Source organism: Pseudocitrobacter sp. RIT415, from assembly GCF_003057695.2.
GTDB lineage: Bacteria > Pseudomonadota > Gammaproteobacteria > Enterobacterales > Enterobacteriaceae > Pseudocitrobacter > Pseudocitrobacter faecalis.
The window spans coordinates 73555-99850 of record NZ_QBJC02000003.1 but is presented as its reverse complement, the minus strand read 5'-3'; the positions used below and the strand labels follow the sequence as shown (position 1 = coordinate 99850).

At 50.1% G+C, this 26296-nt stretch carries 27 protein-coding genes; 5 read left to right on the top strand and 22 right to left on the bottom strand.

Features of this window, described 5'->3' with window-relative positions; all coding sequences use genetic code 11:
* Nucleotides 1–2: 2 nt before the first annotated feature.
* The 9 genes from DBY68_RS04575 to rlmE form a co-directional block, all read right to left on the bottom strand.
* Complete coding sequence (locus DBY68_RS04575) at nucleotides 3–548, bottom strand: pilus assembly protein (RefSeq protein ID WP_233503875.1); 546 nt, start codon at nucleotides 546–548, stop codon at nucleotides 3–5.
* An 11-nt stretch (nucleotides 549–559) separates the two neighbouring features.
* Nucleotides 560–2005: a type II and III secretion system protein gene (locus DBY68_RS04570; protein ID WP_108474976.1), complete on the bottom strand. Its 1446-nt coding sequence runs from the start codon at nucleotides 2003–2005 to the stop codon at nucleotides 560–562.
* Between the two features lie 15 nt (nucleotides 2006–2020).
* Entirely contained in the window at nucleotides 2021–2428 is a 408-nt protein-coding gene (locus DBY68_RS04565; protein ID WP_108474975.1) for a TcpQ domain-containing protein, read from the bottom strand.
* 42 nt (nucleotides 2429–2470) lie between these two features.
* Nucleotides 2471–4396, bottom strand: coding sequence for a type II secretion system protein (locus tag DBY68_RS04560; protein ID WP_158529099.1), 1926 nt, complete (start codon nucleotides 4394–4396; stop codon nucleotides 2471–2473).
* Nucleotides 4397–4504: 108 nt separating this feature from the next.
* The gene (locus DBY68_RS04555; protein ID WP_108474973.1) at nucleotides 4505–5221 is read right to left on the bottom strand and encodes a type IV pilus major pilin; all 717 of its coding nucleotides are present in this window, start codon (nucleotides 5219–5221) and stop codon (nucleotides 4505–4507) included.
* Nucleotides 5222–5494: 273 nt separating this feature from the next.
* Complete coding sequence (gene glmM, locus DBY68_RS04550) at nucleotides 5495–6832, bottom strand: phosphoglucosamine mutase (protein WP_015962849.1); 1338 nt, start codon at nucleotides 6830–6832, stop codon at nucleotides 5495–5497.
* Nucleotides 6825–7673, bottom strand: coding sequence for a dihydropteroate synthase (gene folP / locus DBY68_RS04545; RefSeq protein ID WP_108474972.1), 849 nt, complete (start codon nucleotides 7671–7673; stop codon nucleotides 6825–6827). Before folP ends, glmM begins: the two co-directional genes overlap by 8 nt.
* 97 nt (nucleotides 7674–7770) lie before the next feature.
* Entirely contained in the window at nucleotides 7771–9705 is a 1935-nt protein-coding gene (gene ftsH, locus DBY68_RS04540; protein WP_108474971.1) for an ATP-dependent zinc metalloprotease FtsH, read from the bottom strand.
* Nucleotides 9706–9805: 100 nt separating this feature from the next.
* The gene (gene rlmE, locus DBY68_RS04530) at nucleotides 9806–10435 is read right to left on the bottom strand and encodes a 23S rRNA (uridine(2552)-2'-O)-methyltransferase RlmE (protein ID WP_015962846.1); all 630 of its coding nucleotides are present in this window, start codon (nucleotides 10433–10435) and stop codon (nucleotides 9806–9808) included.
* A gap of 126 nt (nucleotides 10436–10561) precedes the next feature.
* On the opposite strand from rlmE, the gene yhbY reads away from it, so the two are divergent.
* Nucleotides 10562–10855 carry a ribosome assembly RNA-binding protein YhbY gene (gene yhbY / locus DBY68_RS04525; RefSeq protein WP_042292049.1) on the top strand — a complete coding sequence of 98 codons (294 nt, stop codon included), beginning with the start codon at nucleotides 10562–10564 and terminating at the stop codon, nucleotides 10853–10855.
* Nucleotides 10856–11008: 153 nt separating this feature from the next.
* Here the strand turns inward: yhbY and greA are convergent, their stop codons facing one another.
* Entirely contained in the window at nucleotides 11009–11485 is a 477-nt protein-coding gene (gene greA, locus DBY68_RS04520; RefSeq protein ID WP_108474970.1) for a transcription elongation factor GreA, read from the bottom strand.
* Nucleotides 11486–11731: 246 nt separating this feature from the next.
* Between greA and dacB the strand changes: the two genes are divergently transcribed.
* Nucleotides 11732–13165 (top strand): serine-type D-Ala-D-Ala carboxypeptidase, encoded by a 1434-nt coding sequence (gene dacB, locus DBY68_RS04515; protein ID WP_108474969.1) that lies wholly within the window; start codon nucleotides 11732–11734, stop codon nucleotides 13163–13165.
* A gap of 57 nt (nucleotides 13166–13222) precedes the next feature.
* Here the strand turns inward: dacB and opgB are convergent, their stop codons facing one another.
* From opgB to rplU, 5 genes are all read right to left on the bottom strand, one after another.
* Nucleotides 13223–15547: a phosphatidylglycerol--membrane-oligosaccharide glycerophosphotransferase gene (gene opgB, locus DBY68_RS04510; protein ID WP_108474968.1), complete on the bottom strand. Its 2325-nt coding sequence runs from the start codon at nucleotides 15545–15547 to the stop codon at nucleotides 13223–13225.
* 134 nt (nucleotides 15548–15681) lie between these two features.
* On the bottom strand, nucleotides 15682–16857 hold the full coding sequence (gene cgtA, locus DBY68_RS04505) for an Obg family GTPase CgtA (RefSeq protein ID WP_108474967.1): 1176 nt from the start codon (nucleotides 16855–16857) through the stop codon (nucleotides 15682–15684).
* A gap of 15 nt (nucleotides 16858–16872) precedes the next feature.
* Nucleotides 16873–17838: a DMT family transporter gene (locus DBY68_RS04500; RefSeq protein WP_108474966.1), complete on the bottom strand. Its 966-nt coding sequence runs from the start codon at nucleotides 17836–17838 to the stop codon at nucleotides 16873–16875.
* Between the two features lie 102 nt (nucleotides 17839–17940).
* Complete coding sequence (rpmA, locus tag DBY68_RS04495) at nucleotides 17941–18198, bottom strand: 50S ribosomal protein L27 (protein ID WP_007673187.1); 258 nt, start codon at nucleotides 18196–18198, stop codon at nucleotides 17941–17943.
* A 19-nt stretch (nucleotides 18199–18217) separates the two neighbouring features.
* Nucleotides 18218–18529, bottom strand: coding sequence for a 50S ribosomal protein L21 (rplU, locus tag DBY68_RS04490; RefSeq protein WP_003025032.1), 312 nt, complete (start codon nucleotides 18527–18529; stop codon nucleotides 18218–18220).
* Between the two features lie 258 nt (nucleotides 18530–18787).
* Between rplU and ispB the strand changes: the two genes are divergently transcribed.
* Both ispB and sfsB read left to right on the top strand, forming a co-directional pair.
* Complete coding sequence (gene ispB, locus DBY68_RS04485) at nucleotides 18788–19759, top strand: octaprenyl diphosphate synthase (RefSeq protein ID WP_108474965.1); 972 nt, start codon at nucleotides 18788–18790, stop codon at nucleotides 19757–19759.
* Nucleotides 19760–19964: 205 nt separating this feature from the next.
* A complete protein-coding gene (sfsB, locus tag DBY68_RS04480) occupies nucleotides 19965–20231 on the top strand; it encodes a DNA-binding transcriptional regulator SfsB (RefSeq protein ID WP_108474964.1) in 267 nt (88 codons plus the stop codon).
* A 57-nt stretch (nucleotides 20232–20288) separates the two neighbouring features.
* Here the strand turns inward: sfsB and murA are convergent, their stop codons facing one another.
* From murA to mlaF, 7 genes are all read right to left on the bottom strand, one after another.
* Nucleotides 20289–21548 (bottom strand): UDP-N-acetylglucosamine 1-carboxyvinyltransferase, encoded by a 1260-nt coding sequence (gene murA, locus DBY68_RS04475; RefSeq protein WP_108474963.1) that lies wholly within the window; start codon nucleotides 21546–21548, stop codon nucleotides 20289–20291.
* 65 nt (nucleotides 21549–21613) lie between these two features.
* Nucleotides 21614–21868 carry a BolA family iron metabolism protein IbaG gene (ibaG, locus tag DBY68_RS04470; protein ID WP_015962836.1) on the bottom strand — a complete coding sequence of 85 codons (255 nt, stop codon included), beginning with the start codon at nucleotides 21866–21868 and terminating at the stop codon, nucleotides 21614–21616.
* A 139-nt stretch (nucleotides 21869–22007) separates the two neighbouring features.
* Nucleotides 22008–22298: a lipid asymmetry maintenance protein MlaB gene (gene mlaB, locus DBY68_RS04465; RefSeq protein WP_108474962.1), complete on the bottom strand. Its 291-nt coding sequence runs from the start codon at nucleotides 22296–22298 to the stop codon at nucleotides 22008–22010.
* A complete protein-coding gene (gene mlaC / locus DBY68_RS04460; RefSeq protein ID WP_015962834.1) occupies nucleotides 22295–22930 on the bottom strand; it encodes a phospholipid-binding protein MlaC in 636 nt (211 codons plus the stop codon). Before mlaC ends, mlaB begins: the two co-directional genes overlap by 4 nt.
* A gap of 18 nt (nucleotides 22931–22948) precedes the next feature.
* On the bottom strand, nucleotides 22949–23503 hold the full coding sequence (gene mlaD, locus DBY68_RS04455) for an outer membrane lipid asymmetry maintenance protein MlaD (protein WP_015962833.1): 555 nt from the start codon (nucleotides 23501–23503) through the stop codon (nucleotides 22949–22951).
* A gap of 4 nt (nucleotides 23504–23507) precedes the next feature.
* Nucleotides 23508–24290, bottom strand: a complete 783-nt coding sequence (gene mlaE / locus DBY68_RS04450; protein WP_108474961.1) for a lipid asymmetry maintenance ABC transporter permease subunit MlaE — start codon at nucleotides 24288–24290, stop codon at nucleotides 23508–23510.
* Between the two features lie 7 nt (nucleotides 24291–24297).
* Entirely contained in the window at nucleotides 24298–25110 is an 813-nt protein-coding gene (gene mlaF, locus DBY68_RS04445; protein ID WP_108474960.1) for a phospholipid ABC transporter ATP-binding protein MlaF, read from the bottom strand.
* Nucleotides 25111–25312: 202 nt separating this feature from the next.
* Here mlaF and DBY68_RS04440 point away from each other — a divergent pair, with 202 nt between their 5' ends.
* Nucleotides 25313–26287 (top strand): calcium/sodium antiporter, encoded by a 975-nt coding sequence (locus DBY68_RS04440; RefSeq protein WP_108474959.1) that lies wholly within the window; start codon nucleotides 25313–25315, stop codon nucleotides 26285–26287.
* Nucleotides 26288–26296: the final 9 nt, after the last annotated feature.

The following is a 26296-nucleotide window of genomic DNA, read 5'->3' as shown; positions in this document are numbered from 1 at the left end:
GTTTATTTACTCACCAGAAAATGGAGCACCAGCGCCAGTACCAGCAGGAAAACTATCCCACTGGCGAAGAATAAGCCGATCATAAAGCGCCGACGTCGCTGAAGTGATAATTGATGGGCACGGCAACGCTCAATTACCGCATCCAGCTGTACATCAACGAACGATGTCACATCCAGATGCGAATATTGTTCATTGTGTTTAATCAGTTCATCAAAGAGCTCACGGCTGATAAAGCAATCCGTGCCACTCACCACCCGCCCTTCATTAATGATGAGGAAGTAGGTTTCATCGTCATCCTCATGCACGAAATAGATGCCGTCACCAAACAGCTCTTTGATATAAAGTGCGAATGGTTCATACAGCTTTGATACTTTTTCACAATAACCAACCGCTGCAGCACCTTTGCTATCCTTATAAACCAGTTTCCTGTAGGCCTTGACCATTCCCCGAAAGGAAACCTGAGCCCCGGGATCAAGGTGCGATAAGCTTTCCGGTTCCCATAGAAGACCCGTCAAGATGTTATTTTTGAGTAGCTCCGCTCTCATCATCCCTCCCCTTGTTAGCGGGAAGTCATGGGCTGGCGGTAGTAATCAATACCAATAACCATCACCACCGTTGCCGTTGCGGAGTCGTCTTTATCGGATGCCCCCATCACCTGGTATTCAAGGCCACCGTTATCATCTTTGACATCATATTTCGCAACCATCAGCAGATCGCCCGGCATAATGATTGATGAGTTAAATGATTCCGTGGTGCTGATTGACGGCAACTGAACGTCATCGAAGGTTTCAATTCCCTCAAGGTAGCGCTTGGTGAAGCCACTTACTACTTCAATACGTCCATCAGAAAGCACGCGAGGCGTCACAATAAAACTGGTGCCCGTGACGATTGAAGAGGTTTCAACTTCAACGTTCACCTCACCATTGTCATCGGTAGTACGCGTTTTACCTGAAACGTAGTTCTGCGATTTCGTCATGTTTAACGGCACGGCCATATTATTACGGGTAATAAATGACCCGCTCTGTAAGGAACGGCTACCGGTTAACTGATAAAGCGCATCCAGCCCACCGCTGATATCAACATTGCTGTTCTTCCAGCCAACAGACATTCCTCCAGTGAGTGATGAGAGCAAGCTACTGGTGATACGCATGGTGTTATGCTTATCAACAAATGAGAAGTCCAACCCTCCACCTAACTCAGAAACCTTCGTTTTATCAAGAGTGAAAATTTTGTATGTAACAATAAACTGGCGGCTGTTATCCGCTTTGTATTTATCGATAGCCTGATTAAGCGCTTCATATTCCGAGGGCCGCGCGTTGATCATCAGGATTGAAGAGTCTTTAAAAAGGTTGTAGTTACCTGACGAAAGATAATTTTTTGCAATATCCTCAATATCATCCCAGAAAGATGATTCAAATTTTGTTTCGGATTTGCCGGTCAGACCACCACTGGATGTTGCTTCGTTACCTGAGAGATCAAGCGTCGTTTCGGTTTTATTATTTTCGCCGTAAAAATCGAGACGAATGGCATAAGTCTCGAATACATTAACTTTCAATAAGTTATGATTATCGAGTTTAGTGCTCACATCATAGAGTGATGCGATATAATTCATAAATTCTGCGAATGTACCGTCAAAATTTACGCTATGGGGAGTATCCCAATCAGCTCCGCCTTTGCTACTACCTTTCGGATTTGCCTCAATACGATAGCTTACGCCGGTTTGCGCAGCAACGGCGTCAAGAATTACCGCAAGCGTGGCGGGTTCATAGGAGGAGATCTTGACGTGTTTCCCCATCAAGCGCTGCTGTTCAACCGAGTACTGTACCTTTTGCCCCAGATATGCACCGTTATATTTGGTGTAAGGCTTTGCCTTGGTGGCGTCGATAGGTGTTGTGTTCGGCAGATCTTCTTTTACCGCATTTTCGGCATCGTATTTACGATGAAAATCACTGGCACACCCCTGCAGCAGCAGGGCCATCATTACAATTCCTGTTTTAATTTTCATAACGTATCCGTACGTTTAAAGTTCATCAATGACAATTACGCGATTTTTTTCGTATTTCTTGACAACCAGACCGTAGTTTTCAGAAAAAAATAACTCGCCCAGTTGCTGTAAAATTTCATCGTCAGAGCGTCCACTCAAGGTGATATCGTTATATATGAGGTAGTCTTTTTTGCTGTTCCAAAACAGTTTGTAGCCGTTACCCTCTACCCATTTTTTCACCCCCTGGCTCAGAAGTTCATTTTCATGAAGCACCAGAGATGGAGCGATAGTAGATGAAGCCCCCGTAGAAACACTCCCTCCCTGGAACGGATTGCGAACCGTTGCCTGTGGGGTGGCTGACGTCGTTCCTCCCGTCGCAGCCAGCGCACTTGAGGTGCCCAGCACTAATAATGTGATATATCCATAAAAACGAAGCTTCTTCACCTGATACTCCTGTAATCCGTTATCCTTATTTCGCCTTATGCGTTATTCATATTCGTAAGAATCAATTAAATCTGCGGGGCTTCCCGTTTGCGGGATAGTGCTACACCAGCGTGTTACTGTATACGAGACGTCAGCGGAGTTTTCCACATTAACCCCTACGCCAGCTTTCATATCATACATACCAACCATATTAGTAATTGCCCATATATATTTATGATTGTTATATTTTAAGTGGCCACCAGGGTTTAGATAGCTAGTACTAGAGTCCTGTGTATTTTGTTCCACTATTTCCACCTGAGTAGTAATTCCTCCCAAAACCCCAACAGTCTTAGTATCATCTAATGTACTTTTATTTTTATCCAGATTATCAAGTTCAACGCCACTGTAACGTCTACTATCTTCACCGCCATTATCCGTACCGCCAGGGAAGGCTGAAGCAGAAGAAACAGAAACGCTCATTCTGGGAAACAATCGTCGCTCCACCTCGACACTGACAGCTTTTCCATTATCTATTATTGGTTCACCAGCCTGATCTCGCAGGATGATGATTTGTTTTAATTTTGGACATACTTGAACGGGATAGCGTAATGCGCCGCTATGAACAGAACCCGAATCCCCGTCGTCATATTGTTCATACTCTGCCCCCGAGATATCACTGTGATCTGTTCTATTCGCAATATAATCAACAATGGCAGGTGTCACTAACTCATAAGCATCATAGGTATCAGGGGTATAGGTGTTTTTAGCATTATCGTCATAAACAGGGCCCAGCACATCCGCTCTTGTATTGTCATCTAAATAATATTCACCAGCGAACTCAACTCCGTTATTGTCTTTCCATGCGTAGAGCTTGGGTTGACCAGCACTATCAGTATCCAGAGCCCCGCCGTACTTACGCTTGAAGATATACACACGTCGTGACGTATTCTCCATAATCAAATTGGCATTCAGCGTCGCAGTTTTGATTTTGGCCGGGTCAGTCGTTTTCGGATCATCTTTTGGTTTGGTTGTTAATGCCAAAACTGCATCCTCACCACGATCGCTGGTACCCTCCTTCTGGTCAAAGCAGTGGATTACTTTGCTGTTTTCTGAATCCCAACATGTATTTGCAGCACCGCCGCCGCCTCCGCTTCCCCCGTTACTGTTATCATTCATATCAAACGTGAAGCGCACACCGAAGCGTTCTGTTTTCGGTAACTTTGTTAACGCCGCCATATTGGAAGCTGCGTTGTTGAGTTCAATGGGTGTTTTGTTATCTGATTGCGTCACCAGCAGCCAGTTGCCCGTCGAATTACTGCGGTGAACAAGCATCATATGTGAAGCAATCAACCCTGAATTGTTCAGGGCTTTGGCAAACGCAGGAGCATAATCAACGAAATGATACTTTTCATCGCCCGTTGTGTACTCAAACGCGACGATCACATCGACGCGTGCGATTGTGTCATCTGACGCCCTTAGGCTTTCAGCCGCAAAACCTACCTGCTTAATGATTGCCGCACTGTTCTTCGCCTGTGAGCTCAACTTACAGGAAAGGTATTCCTTTGAAAGTTCCATTTCAGACTTCAGCTTGTTAGAACAGTTTTTACTGATGAACAGGTAACGCTGCTGGTTATTAGCGTTATCACTATCGCCCCAGAGGAAGTAGTGTTTAATTTCATCTGTATTGATGTCATTTATATTATTAGCAAGTCTGACTTTATACTCTTTGTTCGTTTCGGTGCTTAACGTAGCCGGATCGTGATAAAGCGGGTTTTCAATCGTATCATCGCCACCAATAGGTAAAGGATCATCATGAAGGAAGTTAACGACCCCTTTCATTTCCATTACCAGCGCATTGGCGATATTTTGCTGTGCTGTTTTAAGCGACTCTTTACGAACATGATTGGTATACATCACTAAAGCCCCGCCCATAATGGCCAGAACAATAATTACTTCTAGTAATGTAAACCCACGGTCGTGACGTCGCATATCCATATCCAGTAAAATTATTTATTCATTAAATCAATAAAACGAGTGGCTATTATTTAAAAAATAGTCACTCGTTGACGAACTAAATAATATAGCTATTTAGTTAGATTATTTGCTACCGAAGATAACACCGTTAACAGAGCCAGCACCATCGCAAACACCAGTTGCGACAATTTTATCTGGTGCAATGTCACCGGAGACTAAGGTTTTCAGTTTAGTCGTATCAACCGCTACATCAAGTGCGCGGCCAGTAAGACCTGTGACTTCTTTACCTGCAGTTGCACCAGTGTTGAGTGCCTCTACATAATCCCATTGGTTGCCCATCTGAGAAATCAGGTTACGACACTCTTCTGCTGCAAGGCCGTTTACCACAACGGTAAACCCTTTAAACTGAGAACTGGTAGAATCAGTTTTAGCCTGATCAATCTGGAAGGGGTCGTTGGAGAAACCGTTAAACGCTTCGTCAGCAGAAATTTTACCCATACGCACCAATGTCACGATTGGCGCGTCATTGGCTACTTTTGAATCGCTAATTGATGATTTAGTAATACCAATCACGCTATTAGTCGGTTTCGGATAGTTTGCCTGATCTTTATACGCTTCGTTCATTGCAGTACGTACGCTGGTCAGGTTGTCCTGTACATCAGACAGATCCTGAGCAGTAAACGCACGCTGCGCCAGAATAACCACGCCCGCGGCAATAATACCGATGATACCCAGTACAATGATGATTTCCAGCAGGGTTACACCGCGCTGTTTTTTCATTTCCTGGAATTTAGCGACTTTGCGAGCCACTTTCCCTTTTAAATCAAAAACCATTTCCATTTTGAATCCTTAACAATCCATAAATATAAATTTTGATTTGCTTATGGCATAACTTTTCGTGATAAGCGTTACCAAAGCAACAAATTATATTGACAGAAAACGAGCAGAGGCAATGAAATGACGGGAATTAGATTGAAATTAGGAATACATTTATATTTATAAATTGAATATTAATTTATTAATTAATAATTAAACCAATAAAAATAATGAATAATTAAAGAAAAAAATCGATGTAAAAGGCCGCCCGGAACCGGGCAGCCGGGTAGTAAATCGTTAAACCGCTTTCACCGCATCCGCAATGCGGTTAGCGAAAGCGGTAACTTGTGCTTCGTCCTCGCCCTCGACCATCACGCGAATCAGCGGCTCGGTGCCCGATTTACGCAGCAGTACGCGGCCACGGTTGCCCAGCGCGGCTTCCACTTCAGCCGTCACTGCTTTAACGGTTTCATTTTCCAGCGGGTCGCCGCTACCGGCGGTGAAGCGAACGTTAACCAGCACCTGCGGGAACATTTTCATGCCGCTACACAGGTCATGCAGAGACATATGGTTGCGCACCATCGCTGCAACGACCTGCAGCGCTGCCACAATGCCGTCACCCGTTGTGGTTTGGTCCAGCAGGATGACGTGGCCGGAGTTTTCCGCACCAATGCGCCAGTCTTTCTCCTGCAGTTTTTCCAGCACGTAACGGTCGCCCACTTTGGCGCGTACGAACGGGATACCTAACTGCTTGAGCGCGACTTCCAGGCCCATGTTGCTCATCAGGGTACCGACTGCACCGCCGCGCAGTTTGCCCTGGCGAAGACCTTCACGGGCAATGATGTAGAGGATCTGGTCACCGTCGACTTTATTGCCTTCATGGTCGACCATAATGACGCGGTCGCCGTCGCCGTCAAAAGCGATGCCAAGATGAGCTTTCTCAGCCAGTACGCGTGCCTGTAAGGCCCGGACGTCGGTTGCCCCGACTTCCTGGTTGATGTTTACACCGTCCGGTTCACAACCAATCGCCACGACCTGCGCGCCCAGTTCGCGGAACACGTTCGGCGCGATGTGATACGTCGCACCGTTCGCACAGTCGACAACGATTTTCAGGTCGTTCAGGCTCAGTTCGTTCGGGAAGGTCGCTTTACAGAATTCAATATAGCGGCCCGCAGCATCCACGATACGACTGGCTTTACCCAGTTCGGCGGAATCCACACAGCTGATCTCTTTTTCCAGCTCCGCTTCGATGGCTTCTTCCACTTCATCCGGCAGTTTGGTGCCGTCGATGGAGAAGAATTTGATGCCGTTGTCGTAGTACGGGTTATGCGATGCGGAGATAACAATGCCCGCCTCAGCACGGAAGGTACGCGTCAGGTAAGCCACTGCCGGTGTCGGCATGGGGCCAGTAAAGGACGCAGAGAGCCCCGCAGCGGCCAGGCCTGCTTCCAGCGCAGACTCCAGCATATAGCCTGAGATGCGGGTATCTTTACCGATGATGATTTTACGTGAACCGTGGCTTGCCAGCACTTTCCCGGCTGCCCAACCCAGTTTCAGTACGAAATCAGGGGTGATTGGTGCATCGCCTACGCGGCCACGTATACCATCGGTACCAAAATATTTACGTTTACTCATAGCGTTTGTTTTCCTTCGCTGACAACGTAGCTTCCACCACGCGCATCGCTTCTACAGTTTCTTTGACATCATGGACACGAATAATATGCGCCCCCTGCATTGCGGCAATTACCGCACACGCCAGGCTGCCGCTAAGGCGCTCTGAAGGCCCGACGTTCAGCAGTTGACCAATCATCGATTTACGCGACATTCCGACGAACAGCGGAAGGCCAAAATGATGGAATTCAGACAGGCGTGCCAGTAATGCATAATTATGAGAGAGATTCTTACCGAAACCGAACCCCGGGTCGAGGATCAATTTCTCTTTTCCGATACCTGCCGCTTCACAGCGAGCGATATGCTCAATAAAGAAGCGATTTACCTCCGCAAAAACGTCATCATACTTCGGCGCTTCCTGCATGGTTTTCGGGTTGCCCTGCATATGCATCAGGGAAACAGGCAGACCGGTTTCTGCTGCCGCTTCCAGTGCACCGGGTTCGGTGAGCGAGCGGATATCATTAATAATATGCGCACCGACGCGAGCAGATTCTCGGATCACTTCCGGTTTTGACGTGTCGACGGAGATCCACACTTCAAATCGCTGAGCAATGGCCTCCACCACGGGGATCACGCGATCCAGTTCTTCTTCAACGCTGACTTCAGAAGCGCCTGGACGCGTAGACTCACCGCCCACATCGATAATCGTCGCTCCGGCGTTAATCATCAGGTTAGCGTGCTTCACCGCCTCGACCAACGTATTGTGCGTTCCGCCATCGGAGAATGAATCCGGCGTGACGTTAAGAATGCCCATAACGTGAGGGTGAGAGAGATCCAGCGTGGAGCCCTGGGCGAAGAGTTTCATGGCTAATCCTTCCGATTGATTCTTGTTTTGAATGTAAAAAAACCCTGAGGCAAGCCTCAGGGTTTCAGGTGATGCTACGCTAACACGCGCAGAAAACTTATTTATCGCCTAACTGTTCTGACATGGTGTTGCCCGGGTTTGGCGTACGCGGTTCATCGACCGGACGCGGCGCACGCGGGGTGCCATTGTTGTCAGAGTTATTAGATGAACCCGGTTCTTCCCAGCCGGCTGGCGGGCGAACATCACGACGGGCCATCAGGTCATCAATCTGCGGCGCATCGATGGTCTCATATTTCATGAGCGCATCTTTCATCGCGTGCAGGATGTCCATGTTGTCGTTAAGCAGTTTACGCGCACGATCGTAGTTACGTTCGATCAGCGATTTCACTTCCTGGTCGATGATACGCGCGGTTTCATCAGACATATGTTTCGCTTTCGCCACACTACGGCCCAGGAACACTTCACCTTCTTCTTCCGCATACAGTAGCGGGCCAAGTTTGTCGGAGAAGCCCCACTGAGTCACCATGTTACGCGCCAGATTAGTCGCGACTTTAATGTCGTTCGACGCACCGGTAGAAACATGTTCCGCGCCGTAGATGATCTCTTCTGCCAGACGACCGCCGTACAGCGTCGAAATCTGACTTTCCAGTTTCTGACGGCTGGCGCTGATCGCGTCGCCTTCAGGCAGGAAGAAGGTCACACCCAGCGCACGTCCGCGCGGGATAATCGTCACTTTGTGCACCGGATCGTGTTCCGGTACCAGGCGACCAATAATCGCATGGCCCGCTTCGTGGTATGCGGTGGATTCTTTCTGCGCTTCCGTCATCACCATGGAGCGACGTTCCGCACCCATCATGATTTTGTCTTTCGCTTTTTCGAACTCAACCATCGATACAACGCGTTTGTTGCCACGTGCCGCAAACAGTGCCGCTTCGTTCACCAGGTTCGCCAGATCTGCACCGGAGAAACCAGGGGTACCACGGGCAATGATTGCCGCGTCGATATCTGGCGCCAGCGGTACGCGACGCATGTGAACTTTCAGGATCTGCTCACGACCGCGAACATCTGGCAGGCCAACCACAACCTGACGGTCAAAACGGCCTGGACGCAGCAGCGCCGGGTCAAGAACATCCGGACGGTTAGTCGCCGCGATAACGATAATACCTTCGTTACCTTCGAAGCCATCCATTTCAACCAGCATCTGGTTCAGGGTCTGTTCACGTTCATCGTGACCACCGCCCAGGCCTGCGCCACGCTGGCGGCCTACGGCGTCGATTTCATCGATAAAGATGATGCACGGTGCCGCTTTCTTCGCCTGTTCGAACATGTCACGCACACGAGATGCACCGACACCGACGAACATTTCTACGAAGTCAGAACCGGAAATCGTAAAGAACGGTACCTTCGCTTCGCCTGCGATCGCTTTCGCCAGCAGCGTTTTACCAGTACCCGGAGGGCCGACCATCAGGACGCCTTTCGGGATTTTACCGCCCAGTTTCTGGAAGCGGCTCGGCTCACGCAGATATTCAACCAGCTCACCCACCTCTTCTTTCGCTTCGTCACAGCCTGCGACGTCAGCGAAGGTGGTTTTGATCTGATCTTCCGTCAGCATGCGCGCTTTGCTCTTACCGAACGACATGGCGCCTTTGCCACCGCCGCCCTGCATCTGGCGCATGAAGAAGATCCAGACACCGATCAGTAACAACATCGGGAACCAGGAAATGAAGATTGAAGCCAGCAGGCTCGGCTCTTCAGGCGGTTCGCCAACCACTTTGACATTTTTAGTCAGCAGGTTGTCGAGAAGCTTCGGATCGTTAACCGGAATGTAAGTCGTGTAACGGTTACTATCTTTCTTGGTAACGTTGATCTCACGTCCGTTGATACGCGCTTCGCGAACCTGGTCCTGATTGACCTCTTGCAGGAAGGTAGAGTAGTCCACCTTACGGCTATTCGACTCGCTGGGCCCAAAGCTCTGGAATACTGACATCAGCACAACGGCAATGACCAGCCAGAGTATTAGGTTTTTCGCCATGTCACTCAAGGGATTAACCTCTTATTACAACTGTGTTAAAAACAGCGTCAGGATACTCTATATCCAGTTTCTTTCAAACTTTCGTCTGAAATTCCACCTTCTATGGTTTTCGCCCGGTCGCTACAATGTACACTTCTCGCGAACGTGCGCGGGAAGAGTCCGGCTTACGAACTTTAACCTTCGTAAACAGGGAGCGAATTTCCCTTAGATACTCATCGAAGCCTTCGCCCTGGAACACCTTCACTACAAAGTTACCGCCTGGCGCGAGAACATCACGCGCCATTTCAAGCGCCAGTTCCACCAGATACATGGCGCGGGGGATATCCACCGCGGGTGTTCCACTCATGTTTGGTGCCATATCTGACATGACAACTTGTACTTTACTGTCACCCACGCGTTCCAGTAACGCTTTCATCACGAGTTCATCACGAAAGTCGCCCTGAAGGAAGTCCACACCAACGATTGGATCCATAGGTAAAAGATCGCAAGCAATGATGCGGCCTTTGCCACCAATCTGCGTGACCACATACTGTGACCAGCCTCCTGGGGCAGCACCGAGGTCAACCACTGTCATCCCCGGCTTAAAAAGTTTGTCACTTTGCTGTATTTCATCAAGTTTAAACCAGGCACGGGAACGTAACCCCTTTTTCTGTGCCGCTTGAACATATTTATCGCTAAAGTGTTCCTGAAGCCAGCGACTTGAGCTGGCAGAACGCTTCTTACCTGTCATTTAACTTTCCCATCGGGGCAGAACATCGTTGCCATGCGGCGTAAATTTCAACGCACTATTTGGCGATATATGGGAGATGGCGGTAGAATGACCCGTTTTCAATCCCAACGTAAGCAAAAATATACGATGAATCTGAGTACTAAACAAAAACAGCACCTGAAAGGTCTGGCACATCCGCTCAAGCCGGTAGTCATGCTTGGCAATAATGGTTTGACCGAAGGGGTACTGGCCGAGATTGAACAAGCGTTAGAGCACCATGAACTTATCAAGGTGAAAATCGCGTCTGAAGATCGCGAAACCAAAACCTTGATCGTGGACGCTATCGTGCGCGAAACCGGCGCCTGTAACGTACAGGTCATCGGTAAAATGCTGGTGCTTTATCGCCCGAGTAAAGAGCGTAAAATCTCGCTGCCACGTTAAGAATATCCTAAAATTGCACACAACAGTGTGTAAAACGAGGGTTTTCCTTCGCGAAGGCTAGCAACATGCCACGCTCTTCAGCTTGATAAAAGGCCGCTATGCGGCCTTTTTCTTATCTTTACAATGCATCAACAATTCGATGCCGGGCAATGATTAAAGATACTCGACTTTGATAATTTCGTACTCGACTTCGCCGCCTGGCGTGCGAATGGTAACGACATCATCCTGCTCTTTGCCGACCAGACCACGGGCGATCGGCGAGTTCACTGAGATCAGATTCTGCTTAAAATCCGCCTCATCATCACCCACGATACGCCAGGTTTGCTCTTCATCATTATCGAGGTTCAGAACCGTCACCGTCGCCCCAAACACCACGCGGCCATTGTTAGGCATTTTGGTCACATCAATAACCTGCGCGTTAGACAACTTGGCTTCGATATCCTTAATACGACCTTCGCAGAAGCCCTGCTGCTCACGGGCGGCATGGTATTCAGCATTCTCTTTCAGATCGCCGTGCTCGCGTGCTTCCGCGATGGCAGCAATGATTTCAGGACGGCGAACAGATTTCAGAAAATCGAGTTCTTCGCGCAGTTTTTCTGCGCCACGAAGGGTCATCGGAATAGCTTGCATTTGTTATACCTCTTGAACATTCCTGTTGGGAGCAGTTCACCCCACTCTGGCTCTCAGCCCGCCTGACAACGCCACGCGGCCAGGCCAGAAGCAAAAGAAAACCGACCCGGGTACAAAGTCCCAGGTCAGCAGCAATTTCTCATTTGATACGCATTTTACCCTGAAGTTCACTATGGGTCATCGTTTACTTTACAGGGCGTTGCGCCGTAGTATGTCGGCTTGTTTCCAGGTTGTTAGCGCGGGATTATGCGATTTTCCAGATTTATCATTGGATTGACCACCAGTATAGCGTTTAGCGTCCAGGCCGCGAATGTTGAAGAGTATACGAGTCAACTTCCCGCAGGGGCCAATCTTGCTTTTATGGTGCAAAAAGTGGGCGCTGCAGCGCCAGAGATTGACTACCACAGCCAGCAGATGGCGCTGCCTGCCAGTACGCAGAAAGTGATCACGGCGCTCGCGGCATTGCTACAGCTTGGCCCCGACTTCCGCTTTACCACCACCCTTGAGAGTAAAGCCAGCATTGATGATGGCACACTGAAAGGCGACCTGGTGGCACGATTTGGCGGCGATCCGACGTTAAAACGCCAGGATATTCGCAATATGGTCGCGAACCTCAAGAAAGCAGGTGTGCAACGAATCGAAGGCAATGTACTCATTGATACTTCGATTTTCGCCAGTCACGACAAAGCACCCGGTTGGCCGTGGAACGATATGACCCAATGCTTCAGCGCCCCGCCCGCTGCGGCCATTGTCGATCGCAACTGTTTTTCGATTTCACTTTATAGTGCGCAAAAAGCGAACGATCTGGCGTTTATCCGCGTTGCGTCTTATTACCCGGTGACCATGTTCAGCCAGGTTCGCACGCTGGCGAAAGGTTCGCCGGAAGCGCAGTATTGTGAACTGGATGTGGTGCCAGGCGATCTCAATCGCTATACGCTTACCGGCTGTCTGCCACAGCGTTCCGAACCACTGCCTCTGGCTTTTGCAATTCAGGATGGCGCCAGCTACGCCGGAGCCATCATTAAAGATGAACTGAAGCAGGCAGGAATTACCTACAGCGGCACGCTGCTTCGTCAAACGCTGGTTAACGAACCAGGTACCGTTATCGCCAGCAAGCAATCTGCGCCATTACATGATCTGCTGCGAATTATGCTGAAAAAATCGGATAACATGATTGCCGATACAGTTTTCCGTATGATTGGCCACGTGCGGTTTAACGTGCCAGGTACCTGGCGCGCGGGTTCCGATGCGGTACGTCAGATCCTGCGCCAGCAGGCGGGCGTCGATTTGGGCAATACGATTATCGCCGATGGCTCCGGGCTTTCACGGCATAACCTGATCGCCCCGGCGACAATGATGCAGGTGCTGCAATATATTGCCCAGCATGATAATGAACTGAACTACATCTCTATGCTGCCGCTCGCCGGGCATGACGGTTCGCTGCAATATCGCGCAGGTCTGCATCAGGCTGGCGTGGACGGCAAAGTGTCCGCTAAAACGGGTTCGCTGCAGGGGGTATATAACCTGGCTGGATTTATTACTACCGCCAGCGGTCAGCGCATGGCATTTGTGCAATATCTTTCTGGCTATGCGGTGTCACCGGCAGACCAGCGTAACCGACGCATTCCGTTGGTGCGGTTTGAGAGTCGGTTGTATAAGGATATTTACCAGAATAATTGATGTTAAAAAGGCGCATGAATTTGCGCCTTTTTAGAACCAGGAGTTGCGCCCTACTAGTTACTCTGGTGGAATTATTCTGAGCTCGGCGAATCCTACACCTAACTTTCTGGGAGGGGCACTCTGATGGAATCCCAAGAAGTTATCATCATTTGTTATTTCAGGGAATGGAGGGGTGATTATCAAGGTATCGGCATTGTTAACATTATCAAAATGTATTTTGACAGTGGAGAGTTTCTCGCCAAGCTTCATATTTTTTGAGCAATCGCCAACGCTTACATTGATCTCCTGTCCAATATTTTTGCCATAAGCCTTAGCTTTTAACTCTACATCAAATGATTTCGGTAAAGGTTTTTCATAAGTGATCGCGACTTTATCAGCTAAAACAGCATCAGACCAACGCCCCCAGCTCTCTGTATGACTTAGCCCTGCAATAGACTTTATCTGTTTAGGGGTACCGTCTGCGGCAAAGATAAATTTTGCAGAATCATATTTTATCTCATCTTCCGGTTTTAATAAATTATCTTGCGTTTTTTTATACAACTTACTGTCGATTGTGGATTTATTATAAGAAGCTTTCCCTGAATACTCACCTGCTGATATTCTATCTATAACAGGTTTATTTCCTGTGTAACCCTGCGCAATGCACCACCCTGGCATGTTGATTTGTGCATCTCCACCCAACGATGCCATTTTTAAACATTGATCAACCCAAATATAGTGCTCACCAACAGGTAAAAAACCTAATGTTCTGCGAAGAGAGAAACCATATACTAACCCATCATCCACAACAGGCCATACTTTGTCTCTTGTTATCTCAAGGATTATCGGAAGGTTATATTCATAATTGTCAAAAGCAATTTTTTTCTTAACTAAATCAATTTTAAATTCATCAATTTTATCCGGCACACCCCAACGAGATCGAATGCCTGGCCCCCATGCTAAAAGTTTATTTTTGAAATCTGGGAAAATAGTGGCAAGAGAGGGTTGACTCAACGAACTACGACCGAGTCCAAGCGCATTGCCCCCACCTAGCGCTTCAAGTACAGTCGCCCCATTGTCCAGAGTACTACGCCGTTCATATTTTTTCCTGGGAGCAACACCATCTTTTAATATAACAAACAGATCCCTGCGGGTCATTTTATTCAAAAAATCGACAGCAACCGTCATGTTAGGCATGACTAAATGATCTGATGATAACACTATTACTGTATTTTTAGACCACGGCGAGGATTGAATACGATGTATCAACCTGGCTATCTGAGACTGACTACATCTTACAGCAGTCAATGCCGGTACTTCCCCTCCATCTTTAACATAAACGGGGGTATTACACTCTGGAGAAATATAGCCATGTGGTGGGTGAGTATCGAGTGTAAGTGTAAATATAGCAAATGGTTTGTTATTTTTTGATAACGTTTCAAACTTGTCCCATACTTTCTCTAAAACTATATCGTCATATAACCCCCATTCATTTTGCTTACTTGAGTCTTTGACATACTCAGACTCCTGCAATCCCCAAACATTGTCAATACCATGAGTTTTGAAAAATATATTTTTATCCGCAAATCTTAAATCAGCCCCCTGAATAAACCATGTTTCATACCCTGTATTTTTAAGAATATCACCAAGACAAATTGAATTAGAAAAGAATCCGTTACTGGCGGTTTTTCCGCTAAGGTCGGTTGGAGCCAAAAGAGGAAATCCACATTGAGAAGCAACAATACCTGCAATAGTAAAATCTGTAGCCGGAAATTGCTCAGTATTTGTGAAATCTAACCCCATCTCTTTTATACTCGTCAACTCAGGCATTAAATTAGGGAAGGTACTTTCGTCGAAATATGTTCTTTCTAAACTTTCACCATAGATATACACAAGATTGTATTTCGCCTGGGTAAGTTTCCCCTCTGGTATAACAACGTATTTATCAAAATCTGAGCCATCGACTTTTTCAGGAGGCTTATTGTATGTTTGTAACTGGACGAAAGTGGGAGAAATTACAATGGCCATAACTGCTAAGACGATGGAAAACACAGAATAAAACCATCTACCAGTAGTATGATTTGGACAATGCAATATCCATTTAAATATAACCAGTACCAAACTAATAAAAACCACCAACGTTACAGCCAGTGGAATTAAATACTCTGAGATACCAACACCTGTCAACGATCTGGTTAATGTGAATATAACTGAGTCATTAATCCCTTCACCTGTAAAGTAATAACAGCCCACCCAAAACATGCATAGCAGGCATCCTATACCGAACAAAACAATCATCATCAATGAATAAAAAGTATGGTACCTACCTCTTACTCTATATATAAACATAGCTATAACCGATATTAATAAAGATAATATCAGTTCTACAAATGATTCCAACATAATCCCTTCTAAATGTTCTCAAAAAAGAGATTATAAACCCCGCATTATTATAAATAGCTTCTTATCAGTTATTTTCAGATTTCATAAAGAAAAAGGGCCGATAAAATCGGCCCTTTTCTCAACTCAATGCTGAATCAACGTTTGTAAATAAACTCAACGCCTTCTTCGTCGTCTTCGTCCCAATCATCGTCCCAGTCTTCATCATCTTCTTCAACAGCCGCTTCTTCAAGCTGCTGGCGGTGGTAGTCATCCCACATGAACTCGACTTTCTCTGGCTGTTTCGCTTCTTCTGCAGAAACAATCGGGTTCTCGATGATAAAGGTCATGACATCCCAGCACAGGTCTTTTACGCCCTGCTGGCTGGCGGCGGAGATCAGGTAATGTTTACCTTCCCAACCCAGCGCGTCGGCAATCTCCTGAGCCTTCGCTTCAGCTTCCGCTTTATCCATCAGGTCGATCTTGTTGAAGACCAGCCAGCGTGGCTTACCAGCCAGTTTTTCGCTGTACTTCTCAAGTTCACCGACAATAATGCGGGCGTTCTCAACCGGATCGGAACCATCGATTGGCGCGATATCAATGAGGTGCAGAAGAACGCGGCAACGCTCAAGGTGTTTCAGGAAGCGGATACCCAGGCCAGCACCTTCCGCCGCACCTTCGATCAGCCCCGGGATGTCGGCAACCACAAAGCTCTTCTCGTTATCCATACGCACCACGCCCAGGCTTGGCACCAGGGTGGTAAACGGATAATCCGCCACTTTCGGCTTCGCCGCAGACACGGCGCGGATGAAGGTCGATTTACCGGCGTTCGGCATCCCCAGCATCCCGACGTCGGCCAGCAGCATCAGTTCCAACTGCAGGTCACGTTTGTCGCCCGGCGTCCCCATCGTTTTCTGGCGCGGAGTACGGTTAACAGACGATTTAAAACGGGTGTTACCCAAACCGTGCCAGCCGCCTTTCGCTACCATCAGACGCTGACCGTGTTTGGTCATATCACCCATGGTTTCGCCGGTGCCCTGATCGATTACGCGCGTACCAACCGGCACTTTCACAGTGACATCTTTCCCGCGCTTACCGGTACAGTCACGGCTCTGGCCGTTCTGGCCACGTTCAGCACGGAAAGATTTTTCGAAACGGTAGTCAATCAGGGTATTCAGGTTCTCGTCCGCTTCCAGCCAGACATCTCCGCCATCCCCGCCATCGCCACCGTCAGGGCCACCGCGTGGAATGTATTTTTCACGGCGGAAGCTTACGCAACCATTACCGCCATCACCTGCTACAACCAGGATCGTTGCTTCATCAACAAACTTCATTTTACTCTCCGTAAATCATTCGCCTGAGCGGGGAACAACTACAACCGCCTCACGCTTACGCCACCGTCCCCAAAGACGGTGACCAATGGCGGAATACATTGCGCCCGCAACCACGACAAACGCACCGAGATAACCGATAAGGTTTAACATCGGTCTGGCGAAGAAATCGGGCCAGGCCATTGATAATAAATCTGAAAACAACAGTGTAAACAGTGGGGTGAGCGTCACAATCGCACTCACCTGCGCCGCCTGCCAGCGAGCCATAGCTTCCGCCAGTGCGCCATAGCCAACCAGCGTGTTCAGCCCACAGAAAATCAGGCAGGCCAGCTGCCAGTCGCTGAGCTGATGGATAACCGCTGGCTTTGCCAAAGGCAGCAGCGCAATCGTACATAAAGTGTACAGTAAAAACAGGATCTGTTGTGACGCCAGCCGTCGCAATAACACCTTTTGCGCGACGCCATAACTCACCCAGACCATCGCCGCCCCAACGCCGAAGATAACACCCCAGGTGTAATCGGTCAGGCGCGTGAAAATCTCAATCAAACTGGTGTTAAAGAACATCACCAGCCCGCAAACCAGCATGAGAGCGCCCACAATCTGCGTACCGCGCATTTTCTCTTTGAGGATAAATACGCTGGCAACCATCATCCCAACGGGTGAGAGCTGCCCAATCACCTGCGAGGCCGTCGGGCTGACATATTGTAGCGAGGAGCTGAAGAGAACAAAGTTCCCAAACAGGCCGCCCGTTGCAATTGCCAGAAGCACCAGCCAACGCGGGTTACGGAAAATTCGCAGCGGCGGCAGCTTACGCTTCACCGTCAGAATGAGGCCGAGACCAATGCTGGCCATTAAAAAGCGATAGAAGACAACGGTAGGCGGTTCCATGACCTCCAGCACCTGCTTCATTGCTATCGGCAAAGCACCCCAACATATCGCCGTGGTGAGCGCCAAAAGAATACCAATACCTGCCTGCTGCTTCATACCGGATTCCCTGCCTGAGACCACTGTGATTTTCCGGGCGTCGAATGTAAAAAGCCCCGCAACGAGTGCGGGGCTTTAATCCGTTACCGGACCACGAAAACCTTACTCAGCAACGATGCTGATGTATTTACGGTTGTTCGGGCCTTTAACTTCGAATTTCACTTTACCGTCTGCTTTAGCAAACAGAGTGTGGTCACGACCGCAACCTACGTTGTTACCAGCGTGGAATTTGGTGCCACGCTGACGAACGATGATGCTACCCGCCAGAACGGTTTCGCCACCGAAACGCTTAACGCCAAGACGTTTAGCTTCTGAATCGCGACCGTTACGAGTTGAGCCGCCAGCCTTTTTATGTGCCATTTAAATCTCTCCTCAGGTCTTAGGCGCTGATGCCAGTAATTTTCACATCAGTGAACCACTGACGGTGGCCCTGCTGCTTACGGTAGTGTTTACGACGACGAAACTTAACGATTTTAACTTTCTCGCCACGACCGTGAGCAACAACTTCAGCTTTGATTACGCCGCCATCAACGAAAGGAACGCCGATTTTGACTTCTTCACCGTTTGCGATCATCAGAACTTCAGCGAATTCAACAGATTCGCCAGTTGCGATGTCCAGCTTTTCCAGGCGAACGGTCTGACCTTCGCTTACTCGGTGTTGTTTACCACCACTTTGGAAAACCGCGTACATATAGAACTCCGCTTCCGCGCACATTAATCGTGTGATTCAGAGTGCGCTATAAATATTCACAATAGGGCGCGAATATTACGCAAAACGCGAGCCTTTGACAAGTGCTACCATCAATACATGCAGAAAAAAAACACAACTTTCACGGTAACGTTTATCTGAGCCGTTTTTTCAGTACAATCAGTACCACAACTCTAACGTAAAACCTTCATTATCCCGTATGGATAAGTGGTAAACAGGACATTAAGCCCGGCTTTTGCGATGAATTTACAACAAATCAATGAGTTAACCGCGCAGGATATGGCGGGTGTCAATGCAACGATTCTTGAACAGCTCAACTCAGATGTTCAGCTCATCAATCAGTTGGGTTATTACATCGTCAGTGGCGGTGGAAAACGCATACGCCCTATGATCGCCGTACTGGCAGCTCGCGCTGTCGGCTACGAGGGAAATGCCCATGTCACCATCGCCGCGCTGATTGAGTTTATCCACACTGCCACGCTGTTACACGACGATGTGGTGGATGAATCCGATATGCGTCGCGGGAAAGCGACCGCGAACGCTGCTTTCGGTAATGCTGCGAGCGTACTGGTTGGCGATTTTATCTACACCCGCGCGTTCCAGATGATGACAAGCCTTGGATCGCTGAAGGTGCTGGAAGTGATGTCGGAAGCGGTGAACGTGATTGCGGAAGGCGAAGTTCTGCAGTTGATGAACGTCAACGACCCCGACATTACCGAAGAAAACTACATGCGCGTGATTTACAGCAAAACCGCGCGCTTGTTTGAAGCAGCGTCCCAATGCTCTGGCCTGCTTGCAGGCTGTACGCCAGAGCAGGAGAAAGGCTTACAGGATTATGGGCGCTATCTCGGTACCGCTTTCCAGTTAATCGATGATTTACTGGATTACAGCGCCGATGGCGAGACGCTCGGCAAAAACGTCGGTGATGACCTCAACGAGGGCAAACCGACGCTGCCGCTGCTGCACGCTATGCGTAACGGTACCCCTGAACAAGCACTGCTGATTCGCGGCGCGATTGAGCAGGGTAACGGGCGACATCTGCTGGAACCGGTTCTGGAAGCAATGGCGGCCTGTGGCTCGCTGGAGTGGACGCGTCAGCGCGCCGAGGAGGAAGCGGATAAAGCCATTGCCGCCCTCTCTCCGCTGCCGGATTCCCCATGGCGCGATGCGCTTATCGCCCTCGCTCACATCGCCGTTCAACGCGACCACTGATCCCCTGTCTCTCCCGTGCATTCGGCGGGAGAGTTCCAGTAAAATCCCAAAAAAATGATAACTGGCGCCTGATAATGTCAGTAACTTGATGTTTTCTGAATTTCTCATCGCGTTACATGAACTTTTTAGAGCTTACCAACAGAAAGCGCTATAGTACTCCCGTATTGTTTTCACGAGCAATTTAGCTTCTGAACAGGGAGGTAACATGGATAAGTTTATCGACTGGCACCCTGCGGATATCATCGCGGGTCTGCGCAAGAAAGGTACGACAATGGCCGCGGAATCACGCAAAAACGGCCTGAGTTCCTCGACGCTTGCCAATGTGCTTTCACGCCCGTGGCCGAAGGGTGAGCTGATTATCGCTAAAGCGTTAGGGACTGAACCGTGGGTCATCTGGCCGTCACGCTATCACGACCCCATCACGCATCAGTTTATTGATAAGACGCAATCGATGCGCCAGTCGAAGAAATAAACGTCAGAAAGCACAACGCCTCTCACGCAGCGCGTAGAGGCGTTGCCAGCAGAACGATTACTCGCCCTTCACACGTTCGATATTCGCACCCAGCGCGCGCAGTTTGTCTTCAATGCGCTCGTAGCCACGGTCGATGTGATAGATACGATCAACAATGGTGGTACCTTCTGCGATGCAACCTGCCAGCACCAGGCTTGCAGACGCGCGCAGATCGGTCGCCATCACCTGAGCGCCTGAGAGTTTCTCTACGCCGTGACAGATAGCGGTGTTGCTTTCGATTTCCGCACGCGCGCCCATACGGATCAGTTCAGGAATGTGCATGAAACGGTTTTCGAAGATGGTTTCGGTGATCACACCGGTACCTTCCGCCAGCATATTCAGCAGGGTGAACTGCGCCTGCATGTCGGTCGGGAAGCCAGGGTGCGGCGCGGTACGCACGTTTACCGCTTTCGGGCGCTGACCGTGCATATCCAGGCTTATCCAGTCGCTGCCGACTTCAATTTCAGCACCGGCTTCACGCAGTTTCGCCAGCACGGCGTCCAGCGTTTCCGGGCACGCGTTACGGCAGATAATTTTGCCGCGAGAGATGGCCGCTGCCACCAGGAACGTACCGGTTTCGATACGGTCTGGCAGTACACGGTATACGCCGCCGCCCAGGCGTTTAACGCCTTCGATGGTGATGCGATCGGTGCCCTGGCCGCTGATTTTCGCGCCCAGCGCAACGAGGAAGTTTGCCGTGTCGACAATTTCCGGCTCACGCGCGGCGTTTTCAATGATGGTGGTGCCTTCAGCAAGCGTAGCCGCCGACATGATGGTTACGGTGGCGCCAACGCTCACTTTGTCCATCACGATGTGCGCGCCTTTCAGGCGACCATCGACGGATGCTTTTACATAGCCTTCTTCCAGCGTGATGGTCGCGCCGAGCTGCTCCAGGCCGGTGATGTGCAGGTCAACCGGACGCGCACCGATGGTGCAGCCGCCCGGCAGTGAAACCTGACCCTGACCAAAACGCGCAACCAGCGGGCCAAGCGCCCAGATAGAAGCACGCATGGTTTTCACCAGCTCATACGGCGCACAGAAGATGTTCACGCCGCTGGCATCGATGTGCACGGAACCATTGCGCTCAACTTTCGCGCCTAACTGGCTCAGCAGCTTCATCGACGTATCCACGTCTTTCAGTTTCGGAACGTTTTGAATCTCTACCGGCTCTTCCGCCAGCAGTGCGGCGAAGAGGATTGGCAGTGCGGCATTTTTAGCGCCAGAAATCGACACCTCGCCCTGGAGCTTAGTCGGCCCCTGAACACGGAATTTATCCATTATTCTGTTCTCTGTTAAAAGTCATACTCACCATCGATTCACGCTTTTGCACGCGAACCCATGGCTCAAAATCCGTTAAGTTTACGGTCGCGCGCCCACTCTTGCGGGGTATACGCTTTGATTGACAGGGCATGGATGCGGTTGTCCGCAATATACTCCATCAGCGGGGCATAGATAGTCTGCTGCTTCTTGACCCGGCTCATGCCGTCAAACATCTCACCCACCGCGATAACCTGAAAGTGGCTGCCATCGCCCGAGACGATCGCTTCCTGAAGGGAGAGTGCATTCATCAGCACGGTCTGAATTTCATGATTTTCCATGGGTTCACATTTTTATCTGATAGAGAAAACAGCCCAACATCTTAGAGGAAAGTGACGCAGGCTTAAACAATCAAAAAGCCCCATCGTGCAGATTGATGGGGCTTTGAGAGTAATCAACAGCAATAACGCACTGAAAGTATTATGGGATCATATCTGCTGGCAGATTATACAACCCGGCAAGCGTGGCGACGTTTTCGCTTACGCCCTTAACGCTGGCAGTATTTCCCTGACGGCGGATCAGCTCGATAAAGTGGATTAATAACGCCAGGCCTGCGGTATCAACGCGGCTTAAGCCACTTAAATCAATCACCTTTGCGCCGTTCGTGGCTTCTGATCTGGCCTCCCACAAGGGAATCAGCAGGTCTTGATCCAGTTCACCGTGCAGCGACAGGATTTCCCCGTCGCGCGTCCAGCTTAACTGTTCCATTATTTTTTCTGTTCCAGCGTGATCGGCTGGTTAGAGATAGATTTCAACTGTGCGGTCAGGCCATCAATGCCCTTAGTACGCAGCAGATCGCTCCACTCGTTTTGCTTGGTGGTGATCATGCTCACCCCTTCCGCAATCATGTCATAGGCCTGCCAGTTACCCGTCTGGGTATTTTTACGCCACTGGAAATCCAGGCGCACTGGCGGGCGACCATTCGGGTCGATGATGGTCACACGGATTGGGACGATAGACGCATCGTTCAGCGGCTGTTCCGGCGCGATTTGGTAGGTCTGACCGTGGTACATCGCCAGTGCCTGGCCGTAAGCCTGTTTCAGGTATTCACGGAATGCGGCGAAGTAAGCGTCACGCTGGGCTGGCGTCGCGTCTTTGTAGTAACGGCCCAGCACCAGCGCACCGGCGTATTTTACCTGCACGTACGGCAGCAGTTCCTGATCGACCACGTCACGCAGGTAGTTCGGATTTGCGCGAATTTTCGGTTGTTCGTTTTTCAGGCGATCAAAGGTTTTCTGCGCCGCTTCATTCATCAGCTTGTACGGATTGGACTGGTCAGCTGCCGTTGCCGCGGTTAACGGAGCAATCACCAGCATAGCGACCATCAATAAGCGTTTAAACATGAGTTACGTCTCCTGAAATTAATTCGTCGAGCCAGCAGCAGGCGTCGCAGCATCAGTATGTCCTTCGCCAGCGCTTTGCGCATCGCCTGAAGTCTTATTGTCACCGCCTTTACTGTTGTAAAGGAATTGACCGATTAAATCTTCCAGCACCATGGCGGATTTGGTGTCCTGGATAGTACCGCCATCCTTAAGGATAGACGTTCCCAGCTCCGGGTCTTCAAATCCGACGTTCAGCGCCAGATACTGTTCCCCCAGCAGGCCGGAGGTGCGAATAGCCAGCGAGCTGGTATCCGGAATATGGTTGTAACGCTCTTCGATATCCAGCGCCACACGCGGCAAATAGGTTTTCGGGTCGAGGGTAATGTCCGCCACGCGACCAATCACGACCCCGCCGATACGTACCGGCGAACGCGCTTTCAGGCCGCCGATGTTATCGAAGGTGGCGTAAATGCGGTATGTCGGCTCCACGCGCAGCGAGGTGACATCCGCCGCTTTCAGGCAGATAAACAGCGCCGCCAGCATGGCAACCAGCAAAAAGATACCGACCCAGATTTCACTCTTTTTCGTTTGCATTCACTCAATTCCCAAACATCAGTGCCGTCAGCACAAAGTCCAACCCAAGTACCGCCAGCGACGAATGCACCACGGTGCGCGTTGTCGCCCGGCTGATCCCGGCAGAAGTGGGGATCGCATCGTAACCGTTGAATAACGCAATCCATGTAACCGTAATCGCGAAGACCAGGCTCTTAATCAGGCAGTTAACCAGATCAAGACGGAAGTCCACCGCGTTTTGCATCGCCGACCAGAAGAAGCCCGCGTCAATACCTTTCCAACTTACGCCAACCAGTGAGCCGCCCCAGACGCCGACCGCAACGAACATAATCGTCAACAGCGGCAGCGAGATAACGCCCGCCCAGAAGCGTGGCGCAATAACACGACGCAGCGGGTCGACCGCCATCATCTCCATACTGGAGAGCTGCTCAGTGGCGCGCATCAGGCCGATTTCAGCGGTCAGCGCGGAGCCTGCGCGGCCCGCAAACAGCAGCGCGGCAACCACCGGCCCCAGCTCACGCAGCAGCGACAGCGCTACCAGCATGCCTAAGCTGGTTTCCGCGCTGTAGGTGGTCAACACCAGATACCCCTGAAGACCCAGTACCATGCCGATGAACACACCGGACACGAGGATGATCAGCATCGACAGCACGCCAACGTTATAAAGCTGGCGCACCAGCAGCGGCGAATGCTTGCGAAACTCCGGCTTGCCGACGATGGCATTGAATAACATTAACCCGGCGCGCCCAAACGTCGCGAGAGTCTTAATCCCGCGATGGCCCAGCGCGGCCAGTGCATTTAACAGCATGAGTAAGTTAGCTCCCTGTTCCTAAGAGATCGCGGCGGTAGTCGCCCGCAGGATAGCGGAACGGCACAGGCCCGTCGGCAATGCCGTCGAGAAACTGGCGTACCCGAGGATCGTTGTTTTCCTGCAATGCCGACGCGCTCCCGTGTGCAACAATTTTTTTATCCGCCACGATGTAGGCGTAATCGGCGATGCTCAGCACCTCTGGCACATCGTGAGATACCACGACACAAGTGACACCCAGCGCACTATTGAGTTCCGAAATCAATTTAACCAGCACGCCCATGGTGATGGGATCCTGGCCGACAAACGGTTCATCAAACATGATGAGGTCGGGCTCAAGCGCGATAGCGCGTGCCAGCGCCGCACGTCGCGCCATGCCGCCGGAGAGTTCTGACGGCATCAGTTTTGCCGCTCCGCGCAGGCCGACGGCTTCCAGTTTCATCATCACCGTGCTTTTCAGCAGAGCGGGAGGAAGGCGCGTGTGCTCACGAATAGGATAGGCGACGTTGTCAAAAACGTTCATGTCGGTGAACAGCGCGCCGGACTGAAACAGCATGCTCATGCGCTTACGCACGGTATACAGGCGCGAGCGCGACATCTCCGGCACATTCTCGCCGTCGAACAGGATCTCGCCGCTGTCCGGTGGGATCTGCCCGCCAATCAGGCGCAATAGCGTGGTTTTGCCGATGCCGGACGGCCCCATGATGGCAGTAATTTTTCCGCGCGGCACCGAAAGCGAGATATTGTCAAAGATGACACGGTTCCCGCGCGTAAAGCTCATTCCCCGGACATCAACAAGATTCGCTAAACTCTGGCTCATACGTTTCCCTTTACCAGGACCTTAACAGGGTGGGCATGGAATACTTCCCAGCCCTAAACCCGACATTCTTACAGAATCTACTCTGCTTTGGTTAACGAAATCTGGCATTTGTTTTACTTTTACAGCGCATAAAGTCAAAATTAAGAATTCGTTACGACCAGGCGTTACGGACTAGCGATTATACCTTAAGAAAGGACTTTGAATGCTTTTAGCGACGGCTCTGTTCATAATTGGTTTACTTCTGGTGGTTTACAGCGCCGACCGTCTGGTTTACTCCGCATCAATACTGTGTCGCGCGGTAGGCATTCCGCCGTTGATTATTGGTCTGACGGTGGTCAGCGTCGGCACATCATTACCGGAAATCATTGTTTCTTCCGCTGCCGCACTGCACGGGCAAGTCGACTTAGCCATTGGCACCGCCATTGGTTCGAACATCATTAATATCTTATTGATCCTCGGGCTTGCCGCCTTGCTGCACCCTTTTACCGTGCATTCTGATATCCTGCGCCGCGAAGTTCCCTTAATGTTAATCGTCAGCCTGCTGGCGGGCTATGTGTTGTATGATGGTGAATTATCACTGTTTGATGGTGTTTTTTTACTCGCACTGGCGGTGCTTTGGCTGCTGTTTACCGTTAAAATCGCCCGGCTGGCAGAACGTCAGGGAAACGACAGCCTGACACGCGAACAGGTCGCTGAACTGCCCCGCGAAGGTTCGCTGCCGGTTGCGTTCCTGTGGCTCGGTATCGCGTTGATTATTATGCCGATGGCAACACGCATGGTTGTCGATAACGCCACCGTGCTGGCCAATTTCTTTGCCATGAGCGAGCTGACAATCGGCCTGACCGCCATTGCGCTGGGCACCAGCCTTCCAGAACTGGCGACAGCAATCGCGGGCGTGCGCAAAGGCGAAAATGACATTGCCATTGGTAATATCATTGGCTCCAACTTTTTTAATATCGCCATTGTGTTGGGCATACCGGCACTGCTCGCGCCGGGTGCGTTTAACCCTCTGGCCTTCACCCGCGACTACGGAATGATGGTTATCGTGAGCGTGATTTTTGCGTTGCTGTGCTGGCGACGCCAACAAATTGGCCGCGTGGCGGGCGCGCTCTTAACCGGCGGGTTTATCGCATGGCTGGCGATGCTCTGGTGGGCGACGCCGCTCTTTGTAGAATGAATCGGGATA